Genomic DNA, 18,818 nt, shown 5'->3' on the forward strand with positions numbered 1-18,818 from the left:
GGTGGCGCTGGAAGTAGGCAGCCGTTTTGCTGTTCGAGAGGGTGGTCGCACGGTTGGCGCTGGCGTTATTACCAAAATTTTGGAATAAACTTGGCGGGCGCCTTGGCGCGGTGAAAGCCTACCTGATTTAACGGAGTATTTATGGCAAAGCAGAGAATAAGAATTCGCTTGAAAGCTTATGATCATCGAGTGTTGGACCAATCCGTGCGACAGATTGTAGATACGGCCGAACGGACCGGAGCCGTGGTGGTTGGGCCGGTTCCACTTCCAACCAAAATCGAGAAGTTTACCGTACTGCGGTCGCCCTTCATTGATAAGGATTCGCGCGAACAATTTGAGATTCGCACTCACAAACGGTTGATTGATGTGGTAGACCCCCAATCGAAAACAATTGATGCTCTGGTTCGGCTGAATTTGCCGGCCGGCGTGGACGTGGAGATTAAATAGATTCTTGTGCGCTTGTCGTAATTGCTTTTTGCTGACGAGTTCAAACCAGGTCTTGATGTTACCAAAATTGTCTGGCCCCAATTTGGCCTCAAACAGGATTTGGTAACGAGTCTGAGTGAGAGTTGGATACTATGAAAAGAATTCTGGGAAAAAAGCTGGGCATGATCCAAATTTTTGATGATGATGGAACGGTTATTCCGGTAACCATCATCGAAGCCGGGCCTTGTTATGTAACCCAAAAGAAAACTGAAGAAACAGATGGTTACAGCGCCATTGCTTTGGGTTTTGATGAGATCCCCGAAAAGCGATTGAATAAACCTATGCTCGGCCACCTGCAAAAAACAAATTGCCCTCCCTTGCGGTATATTCGCGAGTTTCGTTTGGCCGATCCCGGCGGCTACGAAGAGGGTCAAAAAATAGATGTTTCTGTTTTTGAAGTAGGCGACCGGGTAGACGTGGTGGGCACAAGCAAAGGTAAAGGCTTTGCCGGGGTGGTCAAGCGGCATGGATTCCGCGGCGGCCCCAAAACCCACGGCCAGTCTGACCGCTGGCGAGCCTCCGGTTCTGTTGGCGCGGGTTCCACGCCGGGCCGGGTTTTTAAGGGCATGCGCATGGCCGGCCGGATGGGTGACGCCCGGGTTACGGCCCAAAATTTAAAAGTGGCCCTGGTTGACGCCGATAAAAATTTGTTGGCAGTTAGAGGGTCTGTACCCGGGGCTAAAAATGGCCTGCTGATTATTCGCGAAGCACGAAAGGCTTAACTGAGGAGAGCGTGATGAAGGTAACGGTTAAGAACAGCAGCGGTAAAAAAGTAGGCAATTTGGAACTGCGGGACGATGTTTTTGGCATTGAGCCAAACACCTCGGTGATGCACCAGGCCCTGGTGCGGCAGCAGGCGAATGCGCGCCTGGGCACGCACAAAACCAAAACCCGGGGCGAAGTAAGAGGAACAACGGCCAAGTGGTACCGCCAAAAGGGAACGGGCCGCGCCCGTCACGGCGATCGCAAAGCGCCGATTTTTGTGGGCGGCGGCCAGGCCCATAAACCCAGGCCGCGTGATTACAGCAAAAATATGCCGCGTAAAATGCGGCGGCTGGCGTTGCGTTCGGCTTTGTCGGTGAAAGCCGCCGCAGAGGCCATTGTGGTGCTGGATGAGCTTGTGTTTGACGAGCCAAAAACCGTGCACATGCTGGAGTTGCTTGATAACCTTGAAATTGAAGGCAGTGTGGTGGTGCTTTTGCCTGAACAAAATGAAAACGTGGAAAAGAGCGCCCGTAATTTGCAGGATGTCAGAACCCTCCGGGCCGGGTATTTGAACGTGCGCGACCTGTTGGGATACGATTACGTGCTGATGCCCAAAGAGGCGGTGTCGGTGATAGAGGGTTTTTTGGCCGCGTAAGCGTTTGGGATTGGCCCACGGGCAGTAAGTAGTGATTATTTTTGAGCGCTAACCTCCTTGTTTTGGAGACCTTATCATGGAAATGAATCCATATAAAATAATTGTTCGGCCACTTAATACGGAAAAAGGCAATTTGGCTGCGGAAGTGGGGCAGTATTCGTTTATAGTCCATTCTTGGGCCAACAAGGTAGAAATTGCCGAAGCCGTATCTTACATTTTTGATGTGGATGTGGTAAAGGTTCGGGTGATGAATTACACGCCCAAATTTGGCCGCTGGGGACGTAAGCGGATTCAGCGCAAACCGGCTTACAAAAAAGCGGTGGTAACTTTACCTCCCGGCCAACGAATTGAAGCCTTTGAAGGGGTATAGTTATTATGCCTGTAAAAGTTTATAAACCAACTTCGCCCGGGCGGCGAGGGATGTCGGTGACAACGTTTGAAGAAGTGACCCGCACCCAACCCGAAAAAAGCCTGATTGCGCCGCTCAAACAAAGGGCCGGCCGCAATAACCAGGGTAAAATCACGGTACGGCACCGGGGCAGCGGCCACAAACGGCGCTACCGCCTGATTGATTTTAAGCGTGATAAACATGACATCCCGGCCACCGTAACCACCATAGAGTACGATCCCAATCGCTCGGCGCGGATTGCGCTGCTCACTTACGCCGACGGTGAAAAGCGTTATATCCTGGCCCCGGTCAGCCTGGAAGTGGGCGATACCGTGCTCTCTGGCCCCAACGCTGAAATTCGGGTAGGCAATGCATTGCCCATTTACCGCATCCCGTTAGGAACGCAACTGCACAACATTGAGTTGCAGCCGGGCAAAGGCGGCCAACTGGTTCGTTCGGCGGGCACGTCGGCCCAGTTGATGGCCAAAGAAGGTGATTACGCCCAGGTTCGTTTGCCCAGCGGCGAAGTGCGGTTCATTAGCCAAAATTGTTTGGCCACCATTGGCCAAGTGGGTAACGTTGACCATGGCAATGTTACATTGGGCAAAGCGGGCCGCAAACGCTGGTTGGGTATTCGGCCTACGGTGCGCGGCTCGGCGATGGACCCCAACAGCCATCCGCATGGCGGCGGCGAAGGGGCAGCGCCGATTGGTATGCCTGGTCCCAAAACTCCTTGGGGCAAACCGGCCCTGGGAGCCAAAACCCGCAAAAACAAACGAACCGACAAATATATTGTACGTCGCCGACGTAAAAAAAGAAGTTAGTGAAGGAAAGGTAGCTGATGACGCGTTCGCTAAAGAAGGGGCCTTTTGTAGACCCCAAATTGCTCAAAAAAATAGAGACAATGAATGCGGCCGGAGAAAAACGGGTTATTCGCACCTGGTCCCGGGCGAGTACAATTTTTCCGCAAATGGTCGGGCATACCCTGGCCGTGCACGATGGTCGCCGGCATGTGCCCATTTACATCACTGAAAATATGGTGGGCCATCGCCTGGGCGAGTTTGTGGTGACCCGTTATTTTCGGGGGCACCTGGCTAAAGAAAGATCGTCTCGCCGGTAAAATTTTAATTAGGTAGTGAACAATGGCTGATTTACAAGTGAGAGCAGTGAGTAAATACATCATGGGGTCGCCGATCAAAATGCGCCGGATGGTGAACGCCGTGCGGGGGATGCGGGTGGAAGATGCTTTGCAAATGCTGGCCTTACTGCCCCATCGAGCGGCGAAACCGGTATCAAAAACCATTAAAAGCGCGCTGGCCAACGCCGAAGAGAACTACGCGCTTGATGCCGAGGATATGGTTATTGCTGAGATTATGGTTGATGAAGGCCCCCGCTTGCGGCGATACCGGGCCGGGGCGCGGGGACGATATAAGCCCATCAAAAAGCGAGTTTCCCACATTACGGTGGTGCTGGCAGAAGACAGCGAGTGGGAAGACGAGGTTTAAGCCTTGTTTGTGAGCTTAGCAACTTTTCTCTGACCCACACTTTGGGCAACCGAGAAAAACCGGAAAAAGAGAGTTATTTAAGAAAAGACAGCGGCAGTGGTCAAGATGAGGGTTGAGGATGTTCCCGGTGAGGGACGTCTTCTTAACCACCGCCAAAAGGAGATGGCAGCTTGGGTCGAAAAGTTCATCCAATAGGTTTCAGATTAGGGATTATTCAGGATCATCGCGCCCGCTGGTTTGCGGAGGGGGCTGAATATCGCGAGTTGCTGCAAGAAGATATGGCTATTCGCAAATTGATATTTAGCTCCCATGATCGAGGCAGCATTGCCGAGGTGGAAATAGAGCGGCTGCCTGCGGCCAAACAAGTGTCGGTGATCATTCATACGGCCAAGCCGGGCATTGTGATTGGCCGCAAAGGGGCCAACGTTAACCAGCTTCGCAAAGCTCTGGAAACGCTTACCCAAAAGAAAGTGCATATTGACGTGATTGAGGTTGAGAATCCTGATCTCAACGCGCACCTGATTGGGGAAAGTATTGCCCAACAGTTAGAGCGTCGTATTTCTTACCGGCGGGCGATGAAACAGGCGGTTCGCCGGGCCATAAAGGCCGGGGCGGAAGGCGTGATGATTACCTGCGGCGGGCGTTTGGGCGGCCACGATATGGCTCGCACTGAAACGCAACGCGAGGGACGTATTCCCCGCCATACCCTGCGGGCGAATATTGATTACGCTAATGTTGAGGCCCTGACCACTTATAGCAAGATTGGTATTAAAGTGTGGGTGTATAAGGGCGAAGTTTTACCCGAGATCAAAGAAGAAGAGCCGGTGGGCGCCTACGTTTCTCCCTAATGCATATATAAACAGGAATTAAATTATTATCTCCTTAAAAGAGAGTTTTTACTATGTTAATGCCTAAGCGTGTCAAATATAGAAAACAAATGCGGGGCCGAATGAGAGGCCAGGCTTCTCGGGGGGCCAAGGTTTCTTTTGGCGAGTATGGCCTGCAAGCTTTGGAACCTTGTTGGATGACCAGCCGCCAGATAGAAGCGGCGCGCCGGGCGATTGTGCGTTACGTGCGCCGGGGCGGAAAGTTGTGGATCCGGGTTTTTCCTGATAAGCCGGTTACGGCCAAACCGGCCGAAACCCGGATGGGCAGCGGTAAAGGTTCGGTGGACCATTGGGTGGCCGTGATTAAACCGGGCCGGGTTTTGTTTGAAATTACCGGCGTGCCTGAAGAAACGGCGAAAGAGGCAATGCGTTTGGCCGCTCATAAATTGCCCATAAAAACCCAATTTGTGCGCCGGGTGGATTAGGAGGCAAGGTAAGTAATGAAAGCGTTTGAGATTCGCAGTATGTCTGACCAAGAGATAATGACCAGGTTAGAGGAAGCCTACGGCGAGTTGTTCAACCTGCGGTTCCAATATGCGATTGGGCAGGCGAAAGATCCAAACCGCATGACTCTGCTCAAGCGAGATATTGCCCGGATGAAGACGGTTTTAAATGAGCGTAAGTTGGTTGCGGCGGCGTAAATCTGCGGGATGAGTCCCGTTAATTTGACGGTGTAGGAGTAAAAATGGCCAGAGAGCAACGAAAAGTTTTGGTGGGTCGCGTAACCAGCGACAAGATGGACAAAACCATTGTGGTGCGCGTGGAACGGCTTAAGCGCCATACGCGCTATGGCAAGGTGATCCGCTTTCACAAAAAGTACAAGGCCCATGATGAAAACAATGCTGCCGGGATGGGCGATATGGTGAAGATTATTGAATCAAAGCCAATGAGCAAAGAGAAGCGGTGGGCTTTGGTTGAAGTTTTGGAAAAGGGCGCTTGATTCTATCTGGTGAGGATGATCATGATACAACAGGAAAGTCGCTTGAAGGTGGCAGATAATAGTGGGGCCAAGGAAATTTTATGTATTCAAGTAGTCGGCGGGTCGCATCGCCGTTACGGCATTGTGGGTGATGTGATTGTGGCTACGGTGAAACAGGCTGCGCCCCAAAGCAACATTAAAAAGGGCGACATTGTGCACGCGGTGATTGTGCGCACCACCAAAGAAATAGGCCGGCCTGATGGCTCCTATATTAAGTTTGACGATAATGCGGCCGTGATTTTAGACGCCGAAGGCAAAGGGCCGCGCGGGACTCGTATTTTTGGCCCGGTGACCCGCGAACTGCGCGAAAAAGGCTTTATGCGCATCGTCTCTTTAGCCCCGGAAGTGTTGTAGGTTGGAGAATGTGTGATGCAGAAAATTAAAAAAGGTGATACCGTTCAGGTAATAAGCGGCAACGAAATTGGGGCCAGAGGCGAAGTGGAAAAAGTGCTGCGGGCCTGGCAAGTCAACCAGCGGCAGCGCGTGGGCCGTAACCCTAACGGCGACCGTTTGGTTATCCGGGGGGTGAATACGCGCAAAAAGCATCAGCGCCCCACCGGACAAACCCGAACTCAAACCGGCATTATTGAGGTGGAACTGCCCCTTCATATTTCCAACGTGATGTTGGTTTGTCCCAGTTGCGATGAAGCGGTGCGGGTTGGCTTTAAGGTTGAAGAGGGTAAAAAAGCGCGCTTTTGCAAACGCTGCGGCGCTACCATTGATAAGGTTTCATAACAGGTAAGGAATTATGCCTCGGTTAAAAGATAGGTATAACGAAGAAATTGTACCAACTTTAGTGAAAGAATTTAATTACCGCAATGTCAATCAAGCCCCGCGCCTTAAAAAGGTAGTGGTTAATGTGGGGTTGGGTGAGGCGCTACAAAATGCCAAGGCCCTGGAAAATGCCTCCGGCGACATTGCCCTGATTACGGGCCAGCGCCCCGTGATTACGCGCGCCAAAAAATCAATTGCTACGTTTAAATTGCGCGAGGGCAACCCGATTGGGGTCAAAGTGACATTGCGCGGGAATCGGATGTGGGATTTTTTGGACAGGCTGTGCAATATCGCCCTGGCCCGCCAGCGAGACTTTCGGGGCGTGTCGCCCGATAGCTTTGATGGACGCGGCAATTATACGGTGGGGTTGCCGGAACAGTTGGTTTGGCCGGAGATCAATTACGATAAGATTGATAAAGTGCGGGGGATGGAAATTAATATTGTTACCACGGCAAAAACTGACGAAGAAGGTCGTCGTCTGTTAGCTTTATTGGGGATGCCTTTTAAGAGGTAATAAAACTATGGCAAAAAAATGCATGACTATCCGGGAACAACGTCGAAAATACGCCGTGCGGGTGCGCAATCGGTGCAGCCAGTGTGGCCGTCCGCGCGCTTATATGCGCCGGTTTGGCCTATGCCGGATTTGTTTTCGGCAGTTGGCTAACCAAGGCAAAATTCCGGGGGTGGTTAAGTCGAGCTGGTAAATGTCCGGCGCGGCAGACAGGCCCAAGCTTGAACGTAACTAGGCTAAAGAGGATTTTAGAATGAGTGTAACAGACCCTATTGCTGATACCTTAACTCGAATTAGAAATGCCGGTATTGCGCGGCACCCGCAAGTGGCTATGCCTACCTCTAAAATGCGGGAGGCGCTGGCCAAGATTCTGAAAGAGGAAGGTTTTATCAACGATTATGAAGTTCTACCTGGCAAGGTCACCTCTACGTTGTTGATTCACCTTAAATACACGCGCGACCGCCATCCGCAATCAGTTATTGCGGGCTTGCAGCGGGTGAGCAAACCGGGCCGACGGGTTTACTGCAAAAGGCAGGATATCCCGTGGGTGAGAAGCGGGTTGGGAGTGGCTATTCTTTCAACCCCCAAAGGGGTGATGACCGGGCGGCAGGCGCGGCGTGAGGGCGTTGGCGGCGAAGTTCTCTGTTATGTCTGGTAGGCCAGAGCAGGTAAAAGACGTTGGTGAGGTGCTAAGATGTCGAGAATTGGAAAGTTGCCGGTCCCTATTCCCAAAGGGGTAACGGTTACAATCAATAAAAATTCAGTGGTGGTTAAAGGCCCCAAGGGCGAGTTGAGCCGGGATTTTCCGCCGGAAATTGAGCTGAAAGAGGAAGATGGGCAGATTGTGGCCGCCCGTTCCAGCGATCATCGCCTCCATCGGGCCAAGCATGGTCTGGTGCGCGCTTTACTTTATAATATGGTGACCGGCGTGAGCGATGGTTTTAAACGCGAATTGTATATTGAGGGGGTTGGCTATCGCGCCGGGTTACAGGGTAAGAACCTGGAATTAAATGTAGGTTATTCGCACCCGGTTGTGTTTGAGCCGCCAGAGGGAATTAGCTTTGAGGTAGATAAGACCGGACGCGAATTGGCGGTGATGGGGATTGATAAAGAGGTAGTGGGTGAGATTGCAGCCCGGGTGCGCCGGACCCGCCCGCCGGAGCCTTACAAGGGTAAGGGAATCCGTTATGTTAATGAACGAGTTCGGCGCAAGGCCGGTAAGGCCGGTAAGGCTTAGGGGTTGAGTGGAGGCAAAACGTTATTATGAGCAAAACTAATCCAAAGCATGTTGCCAGAAAGCGCCGCCAGGCCCGGGTGCGGAACCATTTGCACGGTACAACCGAACGGCCTCGTCTGAATGTGTTTCGCAGCCTGAATCACATTTATGCGCAGGTGGTTGATGACACCAAAGGCGTCACTCTGACCGCCGCATCCAGTTTAGACATTGACGCCAAGAAAAAAGTCACCAAAACAGAACAGGCTAAACAGGTAGGCCAGTTGGTGGCTGAGCGCGCTCTGGAAGCAGGGATCAGCGAGGTGGTTTTTGATCGGGGTGGTTACAAATATCACGGTCGGGTAAAGGCCCTGGCTGAAGCTTCACGTGAGGCCGGGTTGAAATTTTAAGGCTTGGCACAAGGTTTGATAACGTTCCCAAGCCGAGTGTGGGAACAAGAAAACTGGCGAAAAATCTGAAACCTTTGACGAGCTTTGGCCGGTTCTGCCAAAGCGTACGCAGGGAGAAGTTATGGCAAAACGTGAATTTGAAGACGTGATTGAAGAGCTTGATGAGCGGGTGGTGCATATTGCGCGCACAGCTAAAGTGGTAAAAGGCGGCCGTCGTTTTAGTTTCCGGGCGGTGGTGGTAGTAGGCGATAACCAGGGCCGCGTGGGCGTGGGCATTGGCAAAGCCCGCGAAGTGCCGGATGCCATTCGCAAAGGGTCTGAACAGGCCAAACGCAACATGCGCAAAATTGCTATGACCGGGACCACCATCCCGCACGAAATTACCACTCGTTTTAGCGCTGCCGAAGTATTCTTAAAGCCGGCTGCCCCCGGCACCGGCGTGATTGCCGGCGGCGGGGTGCGGGCCGTGGTTGAGGCTGCCGGCATCCGCGATATTTTGACCAAAAGTAAGGGCAGCGCCAACATTTTGAACGTGGTCAAGGCTACGGTGAAGGCGCTGAATGAGTTGCAGGACCCCATTGAAGTGGCCCAAAATCGGGGCTTGCCCGTCAGCCGGGTTCAGCCATTCTGGATAGCGGAGAGAGAATAATGGCGAAGAAAAAGGCTAAGACCTTAAAGGTGACCTGGGTAAAGAGTGCAATTGGTTACTCTACTCGTCAAAAGAATACCGTGTGGGCCTTGGGCTTGCGGCGGATGGGTCAAACTGTTGAGCATAAGGATACGCCCGTGATTAGAGGGATGATTCACAAGGTTGCGCATCTGGTAAAGGTTGAAGAATAAGGAGCCGCTGGGTTATGAAACTGCACAACTTAAGACCTGCCGAAGGAAGCAAAAAGAATAAAAAACGAGTTGGCCGTGGCACCGGCTCGGGTATGGGTAAAACAAGTGGCCGGGGGATGAAGGGACAAGGCGCTCGTTCTGGCGGGGGCAAAGGGCCTTTCTTTGAAGGCGGCCAACTGCCGCTGGTGCGCCGTTTACCTTTCCGACGCGGTTTTACCAATATCTGGCGCGTTGAATACAAACCCATCAACGTGGGACGTTTGCAAGAAAAATTTGGCGATAGCGACCAGGTGGTGATGCCTGAAACTTTGCTTGAAGCCGGGATGATTAAACGTTCTGATAAAGCCGTGGCTATTTTAGGTGATGGTGAATTGTCTACGGCTTTAACGGTGAAAGCCCACCGTTTCTCGAAAAGCGCCAAGGAAAAGATTGAGGCGGCCGGCGGCACAGTTGAGGTTTTGCCGTTTAAGCAAACAATGCAGCAATGAACAGTGAATAAGCTGGCATTGATCATTGAGAATTGAGAATTGAACTATGTTAGAAGCCATAAGAAACGCATTCACCCTGCCAGATTTACGGCGCAAAATTGTTTTTACGTTATTGATCTTGGTGATTTATCGGGCGGCGGCCAATGTGCCGGTGCCGGGCGTTGATGTTGAGGCGCTGAGAAATTTTTTGGAGTCAGGCCAGCAGGGCAGCACCATTGTGCAGTTTTTGAATCTGTTGTCCGGGGGGGCTTTGACCCGCCTGTCGGTGATGGCCATGGGCGTGTATCCCTATATTACCGCCTCAATTATTATGCAGCTTCTAACCCCGCTGATCCCGCAGTTGCAAGAGCTTTCTAAAGAGGGCGAGCAGGGGCGCCAAAAAATCACCATGTATACCCATTGGCTCACCGTGCCCCTGGCGATGTTACAGGCGTATGCCCAGGTTGTTTTTATCCAAAACTCAATTCCGGGGATTATGGATGATTTTGGTTTTGGGGTGTCGCCATTGACTACTATGGCCACCCTGCTGACGATGACCGCCGGCACAATGGTGGCCGTGTGGATGGGCGAACTCATTACCGAGCAGGGCATTGGCAATGGGGTGTCAATTATTATCTTTGGCGGTATTGTGGCCCAAATTCCCAACCAGATCGGTAGCTTTATCAGCCGGGGAGATTGGGTCAATTTGATCTTATTCTCAATCATCACCGTGTTGACCATTGCCGTGATTGCCGTGGTGCAGGAAGGACAGCGCCGCATTCCGGTGCAGTATGGCAAGCGCGTGCGAGGCACCAAAGTATATGGCGGGCAGAGTTCCCACATTCCGCTGCGGGTGAACAGCGCCGGGATGATCCCGCTCATCTTTGCCCAATCGTTGATGATTTTTCCAAGCGCTCTGGCTAACTCCTTCCAATATAGCGAGAATCAATTCATCGCCGGCGTATCAGGGTTTATTGTACGGAATTTTAGCCCGGCCAGTGACGCCTGGCTTTACTGGATTTTCTATTTTCTATTGGTTGTTGGTTTTACTTACTTTTATACCGACGTAATTTTCAAGCAGCAAAACCTGTCCGAAAACTTGCAGCGCCAGGGCGGATTTATCCCCGGTTTGCGCCCCGGCAAACGCACGGAGGTTTATTTGAACACGGTGTTGCAGCGGATTACCCTGGTGGGAGCCTTGTTGCTGGGCGGCGTGGCCATTTTGCCCTGGCTGGTTGGTTTGATCAGCGGAAGCGACACGCAGACATCCGCGTTGATTATTACCAGCACCGGTTTGCTGATTGTGGTTGGAGTGGTGCTGGATACAATGAAGCAGCTTGAAGCTCAACTTTTGATGCGCCACTACGAAGGGTTTATTGGTTAGAATAAGTGGGTTAACGGCCGGCAAAGTTTTACCACCGACCTTGTGTAGTTTATAAAGATAATACCTGCCAAAATGTTTAGAACCACCAAACGACGGATTGTGTTGAAGTCGAAAGAAGAAATTGAGTTGATGCGGCAGGCAGGTAAAATTGTGGCCCAGGTTCTTGATGAAGTTCGGCGGCACGCGCAGCCTGGTATTAGCACGGCTCAATTGAACCAAATAGCAGAGGCTGCTTTGTTGCGGCGCAAAGCCACGCCGGTTTTTAAGGGTTATCCAAATCAACGGCCGGGTTTGCCGCCGTTTCCGGCGGCCATTACGGCCTGCATTAACAATGAACTGGTCCACGGTATCCCCGGCAAAGGTAAAGTGTTGCAGGCAGGAGATATTTTTAGCGTAGATTGTGGGGCCTACTACAAGGGTTGGGTGGGAGATGCCGCCCTCACCATCCCCATCGGTAAGATTTCAGCAGAAGCCCGCCGTTTGCTGGAGGTAACCGAGCAATCGCTCTACGAAGGGATTGCCCAGGGCCGGGTGAGCCGGCGCACCGGCGATATTTCTGCCGCCGTGCAAAATTACGTAGAGCAGCATGGCTACAGCGTGGTGCGAGAATACACCGGGCACGGCGTAGGCCGGAACATGCACGAAGACCCTCAAGTGCCAAATTTTGGCGAACAGGGTAAGGGCGTACGCCTGAAAAAGGGAATGACCATTGCCCTAGAACCAATGGTTAATATTGGCACGTGGGAGACCAAGTTGTTAAATGACCATTGGACGGTAGTGACCGCAGATGGGCAGTTATCGGCCCATTTTGAACATACCTTTGCGGTGACCGACGGTGAGCCTGACATTTTAACGTTATTGTAGAAATAGGGATTGGGATCATGAAAGTAAAGCCTTCTGTAAAACGTAGATGTGACAATTGTAAAATTATCAAACGCCGGGGGGTGGTGCGCGTAATTTGCACCAATCCTAAGCATAAGCAGCGTCAAGGATAAGTAAGGAGAAAGGCGTATGGCTCGTATTGCTGGCTTTGACTTGCCCCGTAACAAACGGGTGGAAATTGGGCTAACCTATATTTATGGGATTGGTCTATCTACCAGTCAAAAAGTTCTGGGAGACACAGGCATTAACCCGGATACCCGGATCAAAGACCTGTCTGAAGCAGAGGTCAACCAATTGCGTGAAGTCATTGACCGCGACTACGTGGTTGAAGGTGACTTGCGGCGCGAGGTTGGCTTAAACATAAAACGACTGCAAGAAATTGGTTGTTACCGCGGCCTGCGCCATCGGCGGAATTTGCCGGTGCATGGTCAGCGGACTCGGACCAATGCCCGGACCAAACGTGGCGCCCGGAGAACAGTGGCGGGTAGGAAACGAGCTGCTCGCAAGTAAATTTGCGTGTATTAACGACGAAAAAGAGGATTTATGGCAAAGCAAAAAACTCGAGGCCGCGCAGGCGGTAAAAAAGAACGGAAGAATATCCCGTACGGCCGCGCTTATATTTATGCAACCTTTAACAATACTATTATCACCATTACGGATCAACAGGGTAATGTGATTAGTTGGGCCAGCGGCGGCACGAGTGGTTTCAAAGGGTCGCGTAAAAGCACGCCTTATGCGGCCCAGTTGGCGGCTAAAAGCGCAGCCCAAACGGCTCAAGAGCACGGCCTGCGGGAGTTAGACGTATTTGTTAAAGGGCCTGGTCCCGGCCGTGAAGCCGCGATTCGGGCTTTGCAAGCCGCCGATATGTTACTGCGCTCAATTACGGACAAAACGCCTATTCCGCATAATGGCTGCCGCCCGCCCAAAAAGCGCAGAGTATAAAAAATTAGAAGCGAAAAATCTTCTGATTTTTCGCAAGAAATAATTTTTGATTTGTTTAGAGGGACGAAGGGTATAGCCAAACCTGTAAACCTCTTTTAATCTTTATACAGGAGGAACAAATTGGCGCGTTATGTAGATTCAGTTTGTAAACAATGCCGGCGTGAAGGAGAAAAACTCTTTCTCAAGGGCGACCGTTGTTTTTCGCAAAAGTGCGCTTTTGAAAGACGGTCTTACCCGCCCGGACAGCATGGCCGTCAGGCGCAATTTCAGCGCAAAGAGTCTGACTATGGCTTGCAGTTAAGAGAAAAGCAAAAAGTACGCCGTTTGTATGGCGTGTTTGAACGCCAGTTTCGCCGTTATTTTGCCCAGGCCCAACGGCACAAGGGCCTGACCGGCGAAAATATGTTGATCATTTTAGAAAGTCGCCTGGATAATGTGCTTTATCGTTTAGGGATAGCCTCCTCGCGCGCTCAAGCCCGGCAATTGATCTCGCACGGCCATTTTGAAGTAAATGGCCGTAAAACAAACGTGCCCTCATTTCAGGTTTCTGTGGGCGATAAAATAGCCGTTAGCGAGAGCAGTAAAACGAGCACTTTTTTCAAAGACATAGCCAAAGGATTGGATGAAGGCCGGGCGCCGGGTTGGTTGAGGTTGGATACCAAGAGTCTGGCGGGGGAAGTATTGAGTTTGCCCACCCGCGATCAAATTGACATCACCCTTAATGAGCAACTGATTGTTGAGTATTACAGCCGGTAGCGTCTAGCCTGTGATATTCTTGTTTTTGAAGAAATTGGGTTGACGCTGGTTTCATCAGATTAGATAGGTTGAAATGTTAGGCCCGGGCCGGAAAGTTTTGGGGCCGGGCGCTTGTTGACAGGAAGATGGTAGGGTCAGGGGTTGAATAACTTTTGTATTTGAAAGACTTGATTTGTTACCCAAAGTACGGTAATGAGGGGGTGGGTTACAAAATATCTAGGTTATTCGGTTTCCGGCCCTTAGCGTAGTTGTAATTGGAGGGTGTCCAATTGTCTGAAGTTAGCATGGTTTTACCCAAGATAGAAACGTTAGCCAACTCCCGGAGTTTTGGTCAATTTAGCATCGGCCCCCTGGAAAGCGGATATGGCATTACCCTAGGCAATGCGCTGCGCCGCGTTTTGCTCTCGTCGCTCACCGGGGCCGCGGTCACTTCTGTGCGCGTTAGTGGGGTGCATCATGAGTTTTCTGATATTCCCCACGTGCGCGAGGATATGACCGCGCTGATCTTAAATATCAAACAACTCAGGCTGAAATTGCCCCAAAACGAGTCTGCCCGTTTGAGAATAGAAGTGAAGGGCGAGGGCGACATTAGCGCCGGTGATTTTGAATGTCCGCCGCATGTTGAAATTGTTAATCCTGACCTGCACCTGTTGACGGCCGATTCGCCCGACGCCGAGGTAGATATTGAAGTGGTGGTGCAAATGGGGCGCGGTTATTCGCCGGCGGAAGAGCGGGGCAAACTGCCCATTGGCGAAATACCCGTAGACGCCATCTTTAGCCCCATCCGCAAAGCCAACTTTGTGGTTGAACGGGCCAGGATTGGCCAGGCTACCGACTATGACCGTTTATTGTTGGAAATTACCACCGATGGCACTCTTTCGCCCCACGATGCGCTCAGTGAGGCGGCCAAGATATTGGTGCAACATTTTTCGCTTATCTCCGGTGTTACTGAAATTGAGGTGCCGGTTGAGGCTGAAGAAGAAGGTGGTATTCCCAACAAAGTTTACGAAACACCCATTGAAGAATTGGAATTGACCGTTAGGGCCTACAATTGCCTCAAACGGGCCGGCATTACCCAGGTGGGCGAAATTTTGGACAAAATCAAAAAAGGACAGGATGAAATTCTGGCTATTCGCAACTTTGGGCAAAAGTCGTTGGATGAATTGATGGACCGTTTAGAGGAAAAAGGTTACCTGGGCATGCTGGAAGAAGAAGACATTGCCCAGTTGCGCTCATCGCTGGCCGCAGAGTAGGCCGATAGGTTGAGGAGACGAAGTTATGCGACACAATGTAATGGGGAAAAAGCTGGGCCGTTCAACCAAACATCGTAAGGCCCTATTTAGAAATTTAGCCACCGAGTTATTTCGGCACAACAAGATAAAAACAACCGAAGCCAAAGCCAAAGCCGTGCAACCGGTGGCCGAACGATTGATTACTCTGGCCCGACAGGGTGACTTGCATGCCCGCCGCCTGGCCGCCCGAGAGATTCACGACCCGGCGGTTTTGCAGAAGCTATTTGACGAAATTGGCCCGCTGATGGAAAGTCGAGATGGCGGTTATACCCGCATCTATAAATTGGGGCCTCGCCAGGGCGATGCGGCCAAAATGGCTCAGATTGAGTTAGTAGGGGTAGAGTCGTAGGGCCACAGGATTGCCCTGCACCGGATGGTAATTGGTGACTCCCCAACATCGCTATCGGGCCACGGTTGAATATGACGGCACAGATTTTTTGGGGTATCAGATTCAAGCAACCGGCCGTACCGTTCAGGGCGAACTGGAAAAATCGCTGGAAAAAGTAACCGGGACCGCCATCCGCATTGACGGCGCCGGTAGAACCGACGCCGGGGTGCATGCCACCGGGCAAGTGATTGCGTTTAATGCCGTTTGGAAACATCCGTTAATCAACTTGCAGCGGGCCTTGAACGCCAACTTGCCGGATGACGTGGCCATCACCGATTTAAAAATTGTCGCTCCTGATTTTCAGCCCCGCTTCAGGGCGTTGAGCCGCTCGTATCGGTATACCGTTATTAACCGGTGTTGGCCCAGTGTTTTGCAGCGCCGCTATGTGTATCACGTGCGTGAAAAGCTGAACCTGGCGGCGATGAACCAGGCCGGTGGCTATTTGCTGGGGGTCCATGATTTTGCCTCGTTTGGCAAACCGCCCCAAGGTGAAGTTACCATCCGTGAAATAACGCAGGCCGAGTGGGTGGAAGAGGGTGACCGGCTGGTGTTTGTCATAACGGCCAATGCTTTTTTGTATCGGATGGTCAGAACTATTGTGGGCACGTTGCTAGAGATTGGCCTGGGGCGATTGGCCGTGGCTGAAATGAAGCAAATTCTTGAGGCCCGAGACTTGACTCGCTCTGCGGCGCCCGCCCCGGCTCAAGGTTTGTGTTTGGTGCGGGTGACTTATCCCGACGAAGTGGAGCGCGATAAAGGGTAATTATAGCGTTCTCGGATAAACCCAAAGTTTTCTCATTTTTACCTGGGTGAATTGGGGAACTGTGAAACAGATGGTATTTTGTCTGGAGACGGAATAAATGACAGCAAAGATAACGCAAAGCGCCAGAGAGCAAGATATTCAGCGCGATTGGTATGTAGTTGATGCGCAGGGACAGACCCTGGGCCGTTTGGCAACGCAAATCGCCTCAATTTTGCGCGGCAAAAATAAAGCTTGTTTTACCCCTCACGTAGACTGCGGCGATTACGTGATTGTGGTCAATGCGGAAAAAATCCACGTGACGGGTCAAAAGATGGTTCAGAAAAGATATTATCGCCACTCCGGTTACCCCGGTGGATTGAAGGAAGTAACCCTGCGGGATCAGTTGCAAAAATTCCCCAACCGGGTGATCGAAAGCGCAGTGCGCGGCATGTTGCCCAGAAATCGGCTGGGGCGGCGAATGTTCAAAAAGCTCAAGGTGTATGCTGGCCCCAACCACCCTCATCAGGCCCAGCAGCCCAAGCCCATCGAACTATAATTATTAGAAGAGAGTTGAATTATGGCAGAAAGTCAAGTAGCTTATTACGAAGGACTGGGCCGGCGCAAAGAGGCCACCGCCCGAGTGCGGTTGTACCCGGAAGGTGAAGGCAGTTTTGTAGCCAATGATAAGCCCCTGGCCGAGTATTTTTCGCGGGCGGTAGACCGGATGAACGCGGTTCAACCTTTGCAGGTAACCGGCGCGGAAGGCAGTTTTAACGTTAGTGTTAAAGTAAACGGCGGCGGCGTGAATGGGCAGGCGGAGGCGGTGCGTTTGGGCGTTGCCCGGGCCTTGCTCAAAGCCGACCCTGATTATCGCCAGATCTTGCGCGAACACGGCATGCTCACCCGCGATGCCCGGGCCAAAGAGCGCAAAAAGCCCGGCCTCAAACGGGCCCGCAAAGCGCCGCAGTATACCAAACGTTAATTTGATTTTTACCGGGGGTGGGTCTCAATAACCCATCCCCGGTTTGACCACGCGCATATTATTAAGCCAGCCAACCTGGCTGGTGGATAATTTTTACCTCCGCTGGGGTTCGTCTAAACTCCCATCCCCCCTTTGTCGGCAAGTCATCCCCTAATTTGTATACTCTAACCGTTTTCCTATATTTTTTATATGGCTTTCTAAGGAAGATATGAGATAGTTTTTCTATTCCTTTCAGTTGTTTTCTGTAAATTTTCACCAAGATAGGATTTACGTGGTTGGTAAAAAATATCAGGTAACAATCACTTAAGCATTGTAAAATTTGGTTGATTTGAGCAAATTCTATGTAAAACTTTCAGCAAAAAGTGACTGTTACCTTTCAACTGCGTAATTCCTATAATAATTGGATATACCCTGATTATTGGGATTATCATGTCAAAACACAGGTAATGTATCATTAAACTTGACTGTTTTTGACTCGCGTCAGTATTTTTGGGGCCGTTTCCTTCCATCAAAATAAGTCAGCAAACTGGCGCTAGATAGTCGCCAGTAAGCCGGTATCTCTCCAACCGAGAGAGCCTTTGTCGAATTCGTTCGTTCTTAACATGAACGAGCGATCGTATTTCGCGCCTTTTTCGGTAACGATACCGGTATCGTTACCGAAAAAGGCATATCTGGTGTGACTATTCATTAATAACCTATCGGTGGCAATGAGCAGTAAGCCGACAGCCCTACATTGGGTTATTTAGATAATGTATTGGAGTAGGACTGGAATTATGCTGGTCCTATCCGGCCAAAATTCAAACCCTTTTTTAGTAATCCTTTAGGAGGAGCAATCATGAACCCCAAGCGTATCCTTACTTTTCCTATCTTTTTAACACTTTTAATCGTATGTTTATTGGGTGTAGGCGGCGCCGTGGCGCCGGCCCAGGCTGCGCCACTGTTGGACACGACAACCTTTACCGGAGGGGAACTGCTCGGTAAGCCGACAGATACCTCGATCACAATCAATATCGTCCCTGCTTCGACCATCGAGTACTATTATGAATACGGGACTTCTTCAGGGGTGTACACTGGGCAGACGACGCCGGTAACTGCTACCGGCGGTGAGCCGCACGAAGTCACCATCACAGGTCTTAGTCCCAATACACGCTATTACTACCGGATGGTCTACGACGCGGATGGGAGTGTGACTGATGGTGATTCCGAAGTACGGGCTGAACACACGTTCCACACCCAGCGCGCTGAAGGTGAGTCATTCGTATTTACAGTGACGTCAGACTCTCACGGTACTTTCGGCACAAATACAGCCACGAATATCTTGAATGGCAGCCCGGATTTCCATGTAGATCTTGGCGATACTTTTATGGTTGACGAAGTGGCCGAATCACAATCCGCGTACAATAACAGGTACCAACAGTGGCGCGGCACCAGTTACTTCGGGGGGATAGGTCAATCGGTGCCAATCTACCTGACCACGGGAAACCATGAAGAAGAAGAAGGCTGGAACCTCGACGACACTCCCAGCCGTGCGCTTCTCAATATCGAGGCCAGGAAACTGTATTTCCCCATGCCCAACGATGGTGGCTTTTATTCCGCCAGCACCGAGACCCTGGCCGATCTCAGCGGTGAC

At 51.3% G+C, this 18,818-nt stretch carries 34 protein-coding genes; all 34 read left to right on the plus strand.

Features of this window, described 5'->3' with window-relative positions:
* Positions 1 to 88 (plus strand): hypothetical protein (locus JW953_19710; GenBank protein ID MBN1994931.1); only part of this gene is annotated, 88 nt, incomplete at its 5' end.
* Between the two features lie 53 nt (positions 89 to 141).
* Entirely contained in the window at positions 142 to 447 is a 306-nt protein-coding gene (gene rpsJ, locus JW953_19715; GenBank protein ID MBN1994932.1) for a 30S ribosomal protein S10, read from the plus strand.
* Between the two features lie 131 nt (positions 448 to 578).
* Complete coding sequence (rplC, locus tag JW953_19720) at positions 579 to 1,208, plus strand: 50S ribosomal protein L3 (protein MBN1994933.1); 630 nt, start codon at positions 579 to 581, stop codon at positions 1,206 to 1,208.
* 11 nt (positions 1,209 to 1,219) lie between these two features.
* Entirely contained in the window at positions 1,220 to 1,846 is a 627-nt protein-coding gene (rplD, locus tag JW953_19725; protein MBN1994934.1) for a 50S ribosomal protein L4, read from the plus strand.
* A 76-nt stretch (positions 1,847 to 1,922) separates the two neighbouring features.
* Positions 1,923 to 2,216: a 50S ribosomal protein L23 gene (rplW, locus tag JW953_19730; GenBank protein ID MBN1994935.1), complete on the plus strand. Its 294-nt coding sequence runs from the start codon at positions 1,923 to 1,925 to the stop codon at positions 2,214 to 2,216.
* Between the two features lie 5 nt (positions 2,217 to 2,221).
* The gene (rplB, locus tag JW953_19735) at positions 2,222 to 3,058 is read left to right on the plus strand and encodes a 50S ribosomal protein L2 (GenBank protein ID MBN1994936.1); all 837 of its coding nucleotides are present in this window, start codon (positions 2,222 to 2,224) and stop codon (positions 3,056 to 3,058) included.
* Between the two features lie 17 nt (positions 3,059 to 3,075).
* The gene (gene rpsS, locus JW953_19740) at positions 3,076 to 3,354 is read left to right on the plus strand and encodes a 30S ribosomal protein S19 (protein MBN1994937.1); all 279 of its coding nucleotides are present in this window, start codon (positions 3,076 to 3,078) and stop codon (positions 3,352 to 3,354) included.
* A gap of 22 nt (positions 3,355 to 3,376) precedes the next feature.
* Positions 3,377 to 3,739, plus strand: a complete 363-nt coding sequence (rplV, locus tag JW953_19745) for a 50S ribosomal protein L22 (protein MBN1994938.1) — start codon at positions 3,377 to 3,379, stop codon at positions 3,737 to 3,739.
* Between the two features lie 170 nt (positions 3,740 to 3,909).
* Entirely contained in the window at positions 3,910 to 4,587 is a 678-nt protein-coding gene (rpsC, locus tag JW953_19750; protein ID MBN1994939.1) for a 30S ribosomal protein S3, read from the plus strand.
* Between the two features lie 53 nt (positions 4,588 to 4,640).
* The gene (gene rplP / locus JW953_19755) at positions 4,641 to 5,051 is read left to right on the plus strand and encodes a 50S ribosomal protein L16 (GenBank protein ID MBN1994940.1); all 411 of its coding nucleotides are present in this window, start codon (positions 4,641 to 4,643) and stop codon (positions 5,049 to 5,051) included.
* Positions 5,052 to 5,066: 15 nt separating this feature from the next.
* Positions 5,067 to 5,267: a 50S ribosomal protein L29 gene (gene rpmC / locus JW953_19760; GenBank protein MBN1994941.1), complete on the plus strand. Its 201-nt coding sequence runs from the start codon at positions 5,067 to 5,069 to the stop codon at positions 5,265 to 5,267.
* A gap of 44 nt (positions 5,268 to 5,311) precedes the next feature.
* Positions 5,312 to 5,566 (plus strand): 30S ribosomal protein S17, encoded by a 255-nt coding sequence (gene rpsQ, locus JW953_19765; GenBank protein MBN1994942.1) that lies wholly within the window; start codon positions 5,312 to 5,314, stop codon positions 5,564 to 5,566.
* Positions 5,567 to 5,587: 21 nt separating this feature from the next.
* Positions 5,588 to 5,959 (plus strand): 50S ribosomal protein L14, encoded by a 372-nt coding sequence (gene rplN, locus JW953_19770; GenBank protein MBN1994943.1) that lies wholly within the window; start codon positions 5,588 to 5,590, stop codon positions 5,957 to 5,959.
* Positions 5,960 to 5,974: 15 nt separating this feature from the next.
* On the plus strand, positions 5,975 to 6,340 hold the full coding sequence (gene rplX / locus JW953_19775; protein MBN1994944.1) for a 50S ribosomal protein L24: 366 nt from the start codon (positions 5,975 to 5,977) through the stop codon (positions 6,338 to 6,340).
* A gap of 13 nt (positions 6,341 to 6,353) precedes the next feature.
* On the plus strand, positions 6,354 to 6,893 hold the full coding sequence (gene rplE, locus JW953_19780; protein MBN1994945.1) for a 50S ribosomal protein L5: 540 nt from the start codon (positions 6,354 to 6,356) through the stop codon (positions 6,891 to 6,893).
* A gap of 7 nt (positions 6,894 to 6,900) precedes the next feature.
* On the plus strand, positions 6,901 to 7,083 hold the full coding sequence (locus JW953_19785; protein ID MBN1994946.1) for a type Z 30S ribosomal protein S14: 183 nt from the start codon (positions 6,901 to 6,903) through the stop codon (positions 7,081 to 7,083).
* A 60-nt stretch (positions 7,084 to 7,143) separates the two neighbouring features.
* Positions 7,144 to 7,548 carry a 30S ribosomal protein S8 gene (gene rpsH / locus JW953_19790; GenBank protein ID MBN1994947.1) on the plus strand — a complete coding sequence of 135 codons (405 nt, stop codon included), beginning with the start codon at positions 7,144 to 7,146 and terminating at the stop codon, positions 7,546 to 7,548.
* Between the two features lie 36 nt (positions 7,549 to 7,584).
* Positions 7,585 to 8,127, plus strand: coding sequence for a 50S ribosomal protein L6 (gene rplF / locus JW953_19795; protein MBN1994948.1), 543 nt, complete (start codon positions 7,585 to 7,587; stop codon positions 8,125 to 8,127).
* Between the two features lie 26 nt (positions 8,128 to 8,153).
* Positions 8,154 to 8,513 carry a 50S ribosomal protein L18 gene (rplR, locus tag JW953_19800; protein MBN1994949.1) on the plus strand — a complete coding sequence of 120 codons (360 nt, stop codon included), beginning with the start codon at positions 8,154 to 8,156 and terminating at the stop codon, positions 8,511 to 8,513.
* A gap of 121 nt (positions 8,514 to 8,634) precedes the next feature.
* Entirely contained in the window at positions 8,635 to 9,162 is a 528-nt protein-coding gene (gene rpsE / locus JW953_19805; GenBank protein ID MBN1994950.1) for a 30S ribosomal protein S5, read from the plus strand.
* Complete coding sequence (gene rpmD / locus JW953_19810; protein MBN1994951.1) at positions 9,162 to 9,353, plus strand: 50S ribosomal protein L30; 192 nt, start codon at positions 9,162 to 9,164, stop codon at positions 9,351 to 9,353. The genes rpsE and rpmD overlap by 1 nt, the downstream gene beginning before the upstream one ends.
* A 14-nt stretch (positions 9,354 to 9,367) precedes the next feature.
* Positions 9,368 to 9,841, plus strand: a complete 474-nt coding sequence (rplO, locus tag JW953_19815; GenBank protein MBN1994952.1) for a 50S ribosomal protein L15 — start codon at positions 9,368 to 9,370, stop codon at positions 9,839 to 9,841.
* Between the two features lie 46 nt (positions 9,842 to 9,887).
* Positions 9,888 to 11,204 (plus strand): preprotein translocase subunit SecY, encoded by a 1,317-nt coding sequence (gene secY / locus JW953_19820; protein MBN1994953.1) that lies wholly within the window; start codon positions 9,888 to 9,890, stop codon positions 11,202 to 11,204.
* Between the two features lie 72 nt (positions 11,205 to 11,276).
* Positions 11,277 to 12,068: a type I methionyl aminopeptidase gene (map, locus tag JW953_19825; protein MBN1994954.1), complete on the plus strand. Its 792-nt coding sequence runs from the start codon at positions 11,277 to 11,279 to the stop codon at positions 12,066 to 12,068.
* Between the two features lie 17 nt (positions 12,069 to 12,085).
* Positions 12,086 to 12,199, plus strand: coding sequence for a 50S ribosomal protein L36 (gene rpmJ / locus JW953_19830; protein MBN1994955.1), 114 nt, complete (start codon positions 12,086 to 12,088; stop codon positions 12,197 to 12,199).
* 16 nt (positions 12,200 to 12,215) lie between these two features.
* A complete protein-coding gene (gene rpsM / locus JW953_19835) occupies positions 12,216 to 12,596 on the plus strand; it encodes a 30S ribosomal protein S13 (protein MBN1994956.1) in 381 nt (126 codons plus the stop codon).
* Between the two features lie 33 nt (positions 12,597 to 12,629).
* Positions 12,630 to 13,028, plus strand: a complete 399-nt coding sequence (rpsK, locus tag JW953_19840) for a 30S ribosomal protein S11 (GenBank protein ID MBN1994957.1) — start codon at positions 12,630 to 12,632, stop codon at positions 13,026 to 13,028.
* Positions 13,029 to 13,148: 120 nt separating this feature from the next.
* Positions 13,149 to 13,784, plus strand: coding sequence for a 30S ribosomal protein S4 (gene rpsD, locus JW953_19845; GenBank protein ID MBN1994958.1), 636 nt, complete (start codon positions 13,149 to 13,151; stop codon positions 13,782 to 13,784).
* 284 nt (positions 13,785 to 14,068) lie between these two features.
* Positions 14,069 to 15,037, plus strand: coding sequence for a DNA-directed RNA polymerase subunit alpha (locus JW953_19850; protein ID MBN1994959.1), 969 nt, complete (start codon positions 14,069 to 14,071; stop codon positions 15,035 to 15,037).
* A gap of 25 nt (positions 15,038 to 15,062) precedes the next feature.
* Positions 15,063 to 15,425 carry a 50S ribosomal protein L17 gene (gene rplQ, locus JW953_19855; GenBank protein ID MBN1994960.1) on the plus strand — a complete coding sequence of 121 codons (363 nt, stop codon included), beginning with the start codon at positions 15,063 to 15,065 and terminating at the stop codon, positions 15,423 to 15,425.
* Between the two features lie 34 nt (positions 15,426 to 15,459).
* Positions 15,460 to 16,227: a tRNA pseudouridine(38-40) synthase TruA gene (truA, locus tag JW953_19860; protein MBN1994961.1), complete on the plus strand. Its 768-nt coding sequence runs from the start codon at positions 15,460 to 15,462 to the stop codon at positions 16,225 to 16,227.
* A gap of 97 nt (positions 16,228 to 16,324) precedes the next feature.
* Complete coding sequence (rplM, locus tag JW953_19865; protein ID MBN1994962.1) at positions 16,325 to 16,762, plus strand: 50S ribosomal protein L13; 438 nt, start codon at positions 16,325 to 16,327, stop codon at positions 16,760 to 16,762.
* 21 nt (positions 16,763 to 16,783) lie between these two features.
* Positions 16,784 to 17,188 (plus strand): 30S ribosomal protein S9, encoded by a 405-nt coding sequence (rpsI, locus tag JW953_19870; protein MBN1994963.1) that lies wholly within the window; start codon positions 16,784 to 16,786, stop codon positions 17,186 to 17,188.
* A gap of 835 nt (positions 17,189 to 18,023) precedes the next feature.
* The coding region (locus JW953_19875; protein MBN1994964.1) for a hypothetical protein at positions 18,024 to 18,818 on the plus strand (795 nt) is incomplete at its 3' end.

This window comes from Anaerolineae bacterium (genome assembly GCA_016931895.1).
Taxonomy (GTDB): domain Bacteria; phylum Chloroflexota; class Anaerolineae; order 4572-78; family J111; genus JAFGNV01.

Bases quoted from the DNA above. Each gene is read 5' to 3' on its own strand.
- rpsJ (MBN1994932.1), top strand. From the start codon at position 142: ATGGCAAAGCAGAGAATAAGAATTCGCTTGAAAGCTTATGATCATCGA.
- rplC (MBN1994933.1), top strand. From the start codon at position 579: ATGAAAAGAATTCTGGGAAAAAAGCTGGGCATGATCCAAATTTTTGAT.
- rplW (MBN1994935.1), top strand. From the start codon at position 1,923: ATGGAAATGAATCCATATAAAATAATTGTTCGGCCACTTAATACGGAA.
- rplB (MBN1994936.1), top strand. From the start codon at position 2,222: ATGCCTGTAAAAGTTTATAAACCAACTTCGCCCGGGCGGCGAGGGATG.
- rpsS (MBN1994937.1), top strand. From the start codon at position 3,076: ATGACGCGTTCGCTAAAGAAGGGGCCTTTTGTAGACCCCAAATTGCTC.
- rplV (MBN1994938.1), top strand. From the start codon at position 3,377: ATGGCTGATTTACAAGTGAGAGCAGTGAGTAAATACATCATGGGGTCG.
- rplP (MBN1994940.1), top strand. From the start codon at position 4,641: ATGTTAATGCCTAAGCGTGTCAAATATAGAAAACAAATGCGGGGCCGA.
- rpmC (MBN1994941.1), top strand. From the start codon at position 5,067: ATGAAAGCGTTTGAGATTCGCAGTATGTCTGACCAAGAGATAATGACC.
- rpsQ (MBN1994942.1), top strand. From the start codon at position 5,312: ATGGCCAGAGAGCAACGAAAAGTTTTGGTGGGTCGCGTAACCAGCGAC.
- rplN (MBN1994943.1), top strand. From the start codon at position 5,588: ATGATACAACAGGAAAGTCGCTTGAAGGTGGCAGATAATAGTGGGGCC.
- rplX (MBN1994944.1), top strand. From the start codon at position 5,975: ATGCAGAAAATTAAAAAAGGTGATACCGTTCAGGTAATAAGCGGCAAC.
- rplE (MBN1994945.1), top strand. From the start codon at position 6,354: ATGCCTCGGTTAAAAGATAGGTATAACGAAGAAATTGTACCAACTTTA.
- JW953_19785 (MBN1994946.1), top strand. From the start codon at position 6,901: ATGGCAAAAAAATGCATGACTATCCGGGAACAACGTCGAAAATACGCC.
- rpsH (MBN1994947.1), top strand. From the start codon at position 7,144: ATGAGTGTAACAGACCCTATTGCTGATACCTTAACTCGAATTAGAAAT.
- rplF (MBN1994948.1), top strand. From the start codon at position 7,585: ATGTCGAGAATTGGAAAGTTGCCGGTCCCTATTCCCAAAGGGGTAACG.
- rplR (MBN1994949.1), top strand. From the start codon at position 8,154: ATGAGCAAAACTAATCCAAAGCATGTTGCCAGAAAGCGCCGCCAGGCC.
- rpsE (MBN1994950.1), top strand. From the start codon at position 8,635: ATGGCAAAACGTGAATTTGAAGACGTGATTGAAGAGCTTGATGAGCGG.
- rpmD (MBN1994951.1), top strand. From the start codon at position 9,162: ATGGCGAAGAAAAAGGCTAAGACCTTAAAGGTGACCTGGGTAAAGAGT.
- rplO (MBN1994952.1), top strand. From the start codon at position 9,368: ATGAAACTGCACAACTTAAGACCTGCCGAAGGAAGCAAAAAGAATAAA.
- secY (MBN1994953.1), top strand. From the start codon at position 9,888: ATGTTAGAAGCCATAAGAAACGCATTCACCCTGCCAGATTTACGGCGC.
- map (MBN1994954.1), top strand. From the start codon at position 11,277: ATGTTTAGAACCACCAAACGACGGATTGTGTTGAAGTCGAAAGAAGAA.
- rpmJ (MBN1994955.1), top strand. From the start codon at position 12,086: ATGAAAGTAAAGCCTTCTGTAAAACGTAGATGTGACAATTGTAAAATT.
- rpsM (MBN1994956.1), top strand. From the start codon at position 12,216: ATGGCTCGTATTGCTGGCTTTGACTTGCCCCGTAACAAACGGGTGGAA.
- rpsK (MBN1994957.1), top strand. From the start codon at position 12,630: ATGGCAAAGCAAAAAACTCGAGGCCGCGCAGGCGGTAAAAAAGAACGG.
- JW953_19850 (MBN1994959.1), top strand. From the start codon at position 14,069: ATGGTTTTACCCAAGATAGAAACGTTAGCCAACTCCCGGAGTTTTGGT.
- rplQ (MBN1994960.1), top strand. From the start codon at position 15,063: ATGCGACACAATGTAATGGGGAAAAAGCTGGGCCGTTCAACCAAACAT.
- rplM (MBN1994962.1), top strand. From the start codon at position 16,325: ATGACAGCAAAGATAACGCAAAGCGCCAGAGAGCAAGATATTCAGCGC.
- rpsI (MBN1994963.1), top strand. From the start codon at position 16,784: ATGGCAGAAAGTCAAGTAGCTTATTACGAAGGACTGGGCCGGCGCAAA.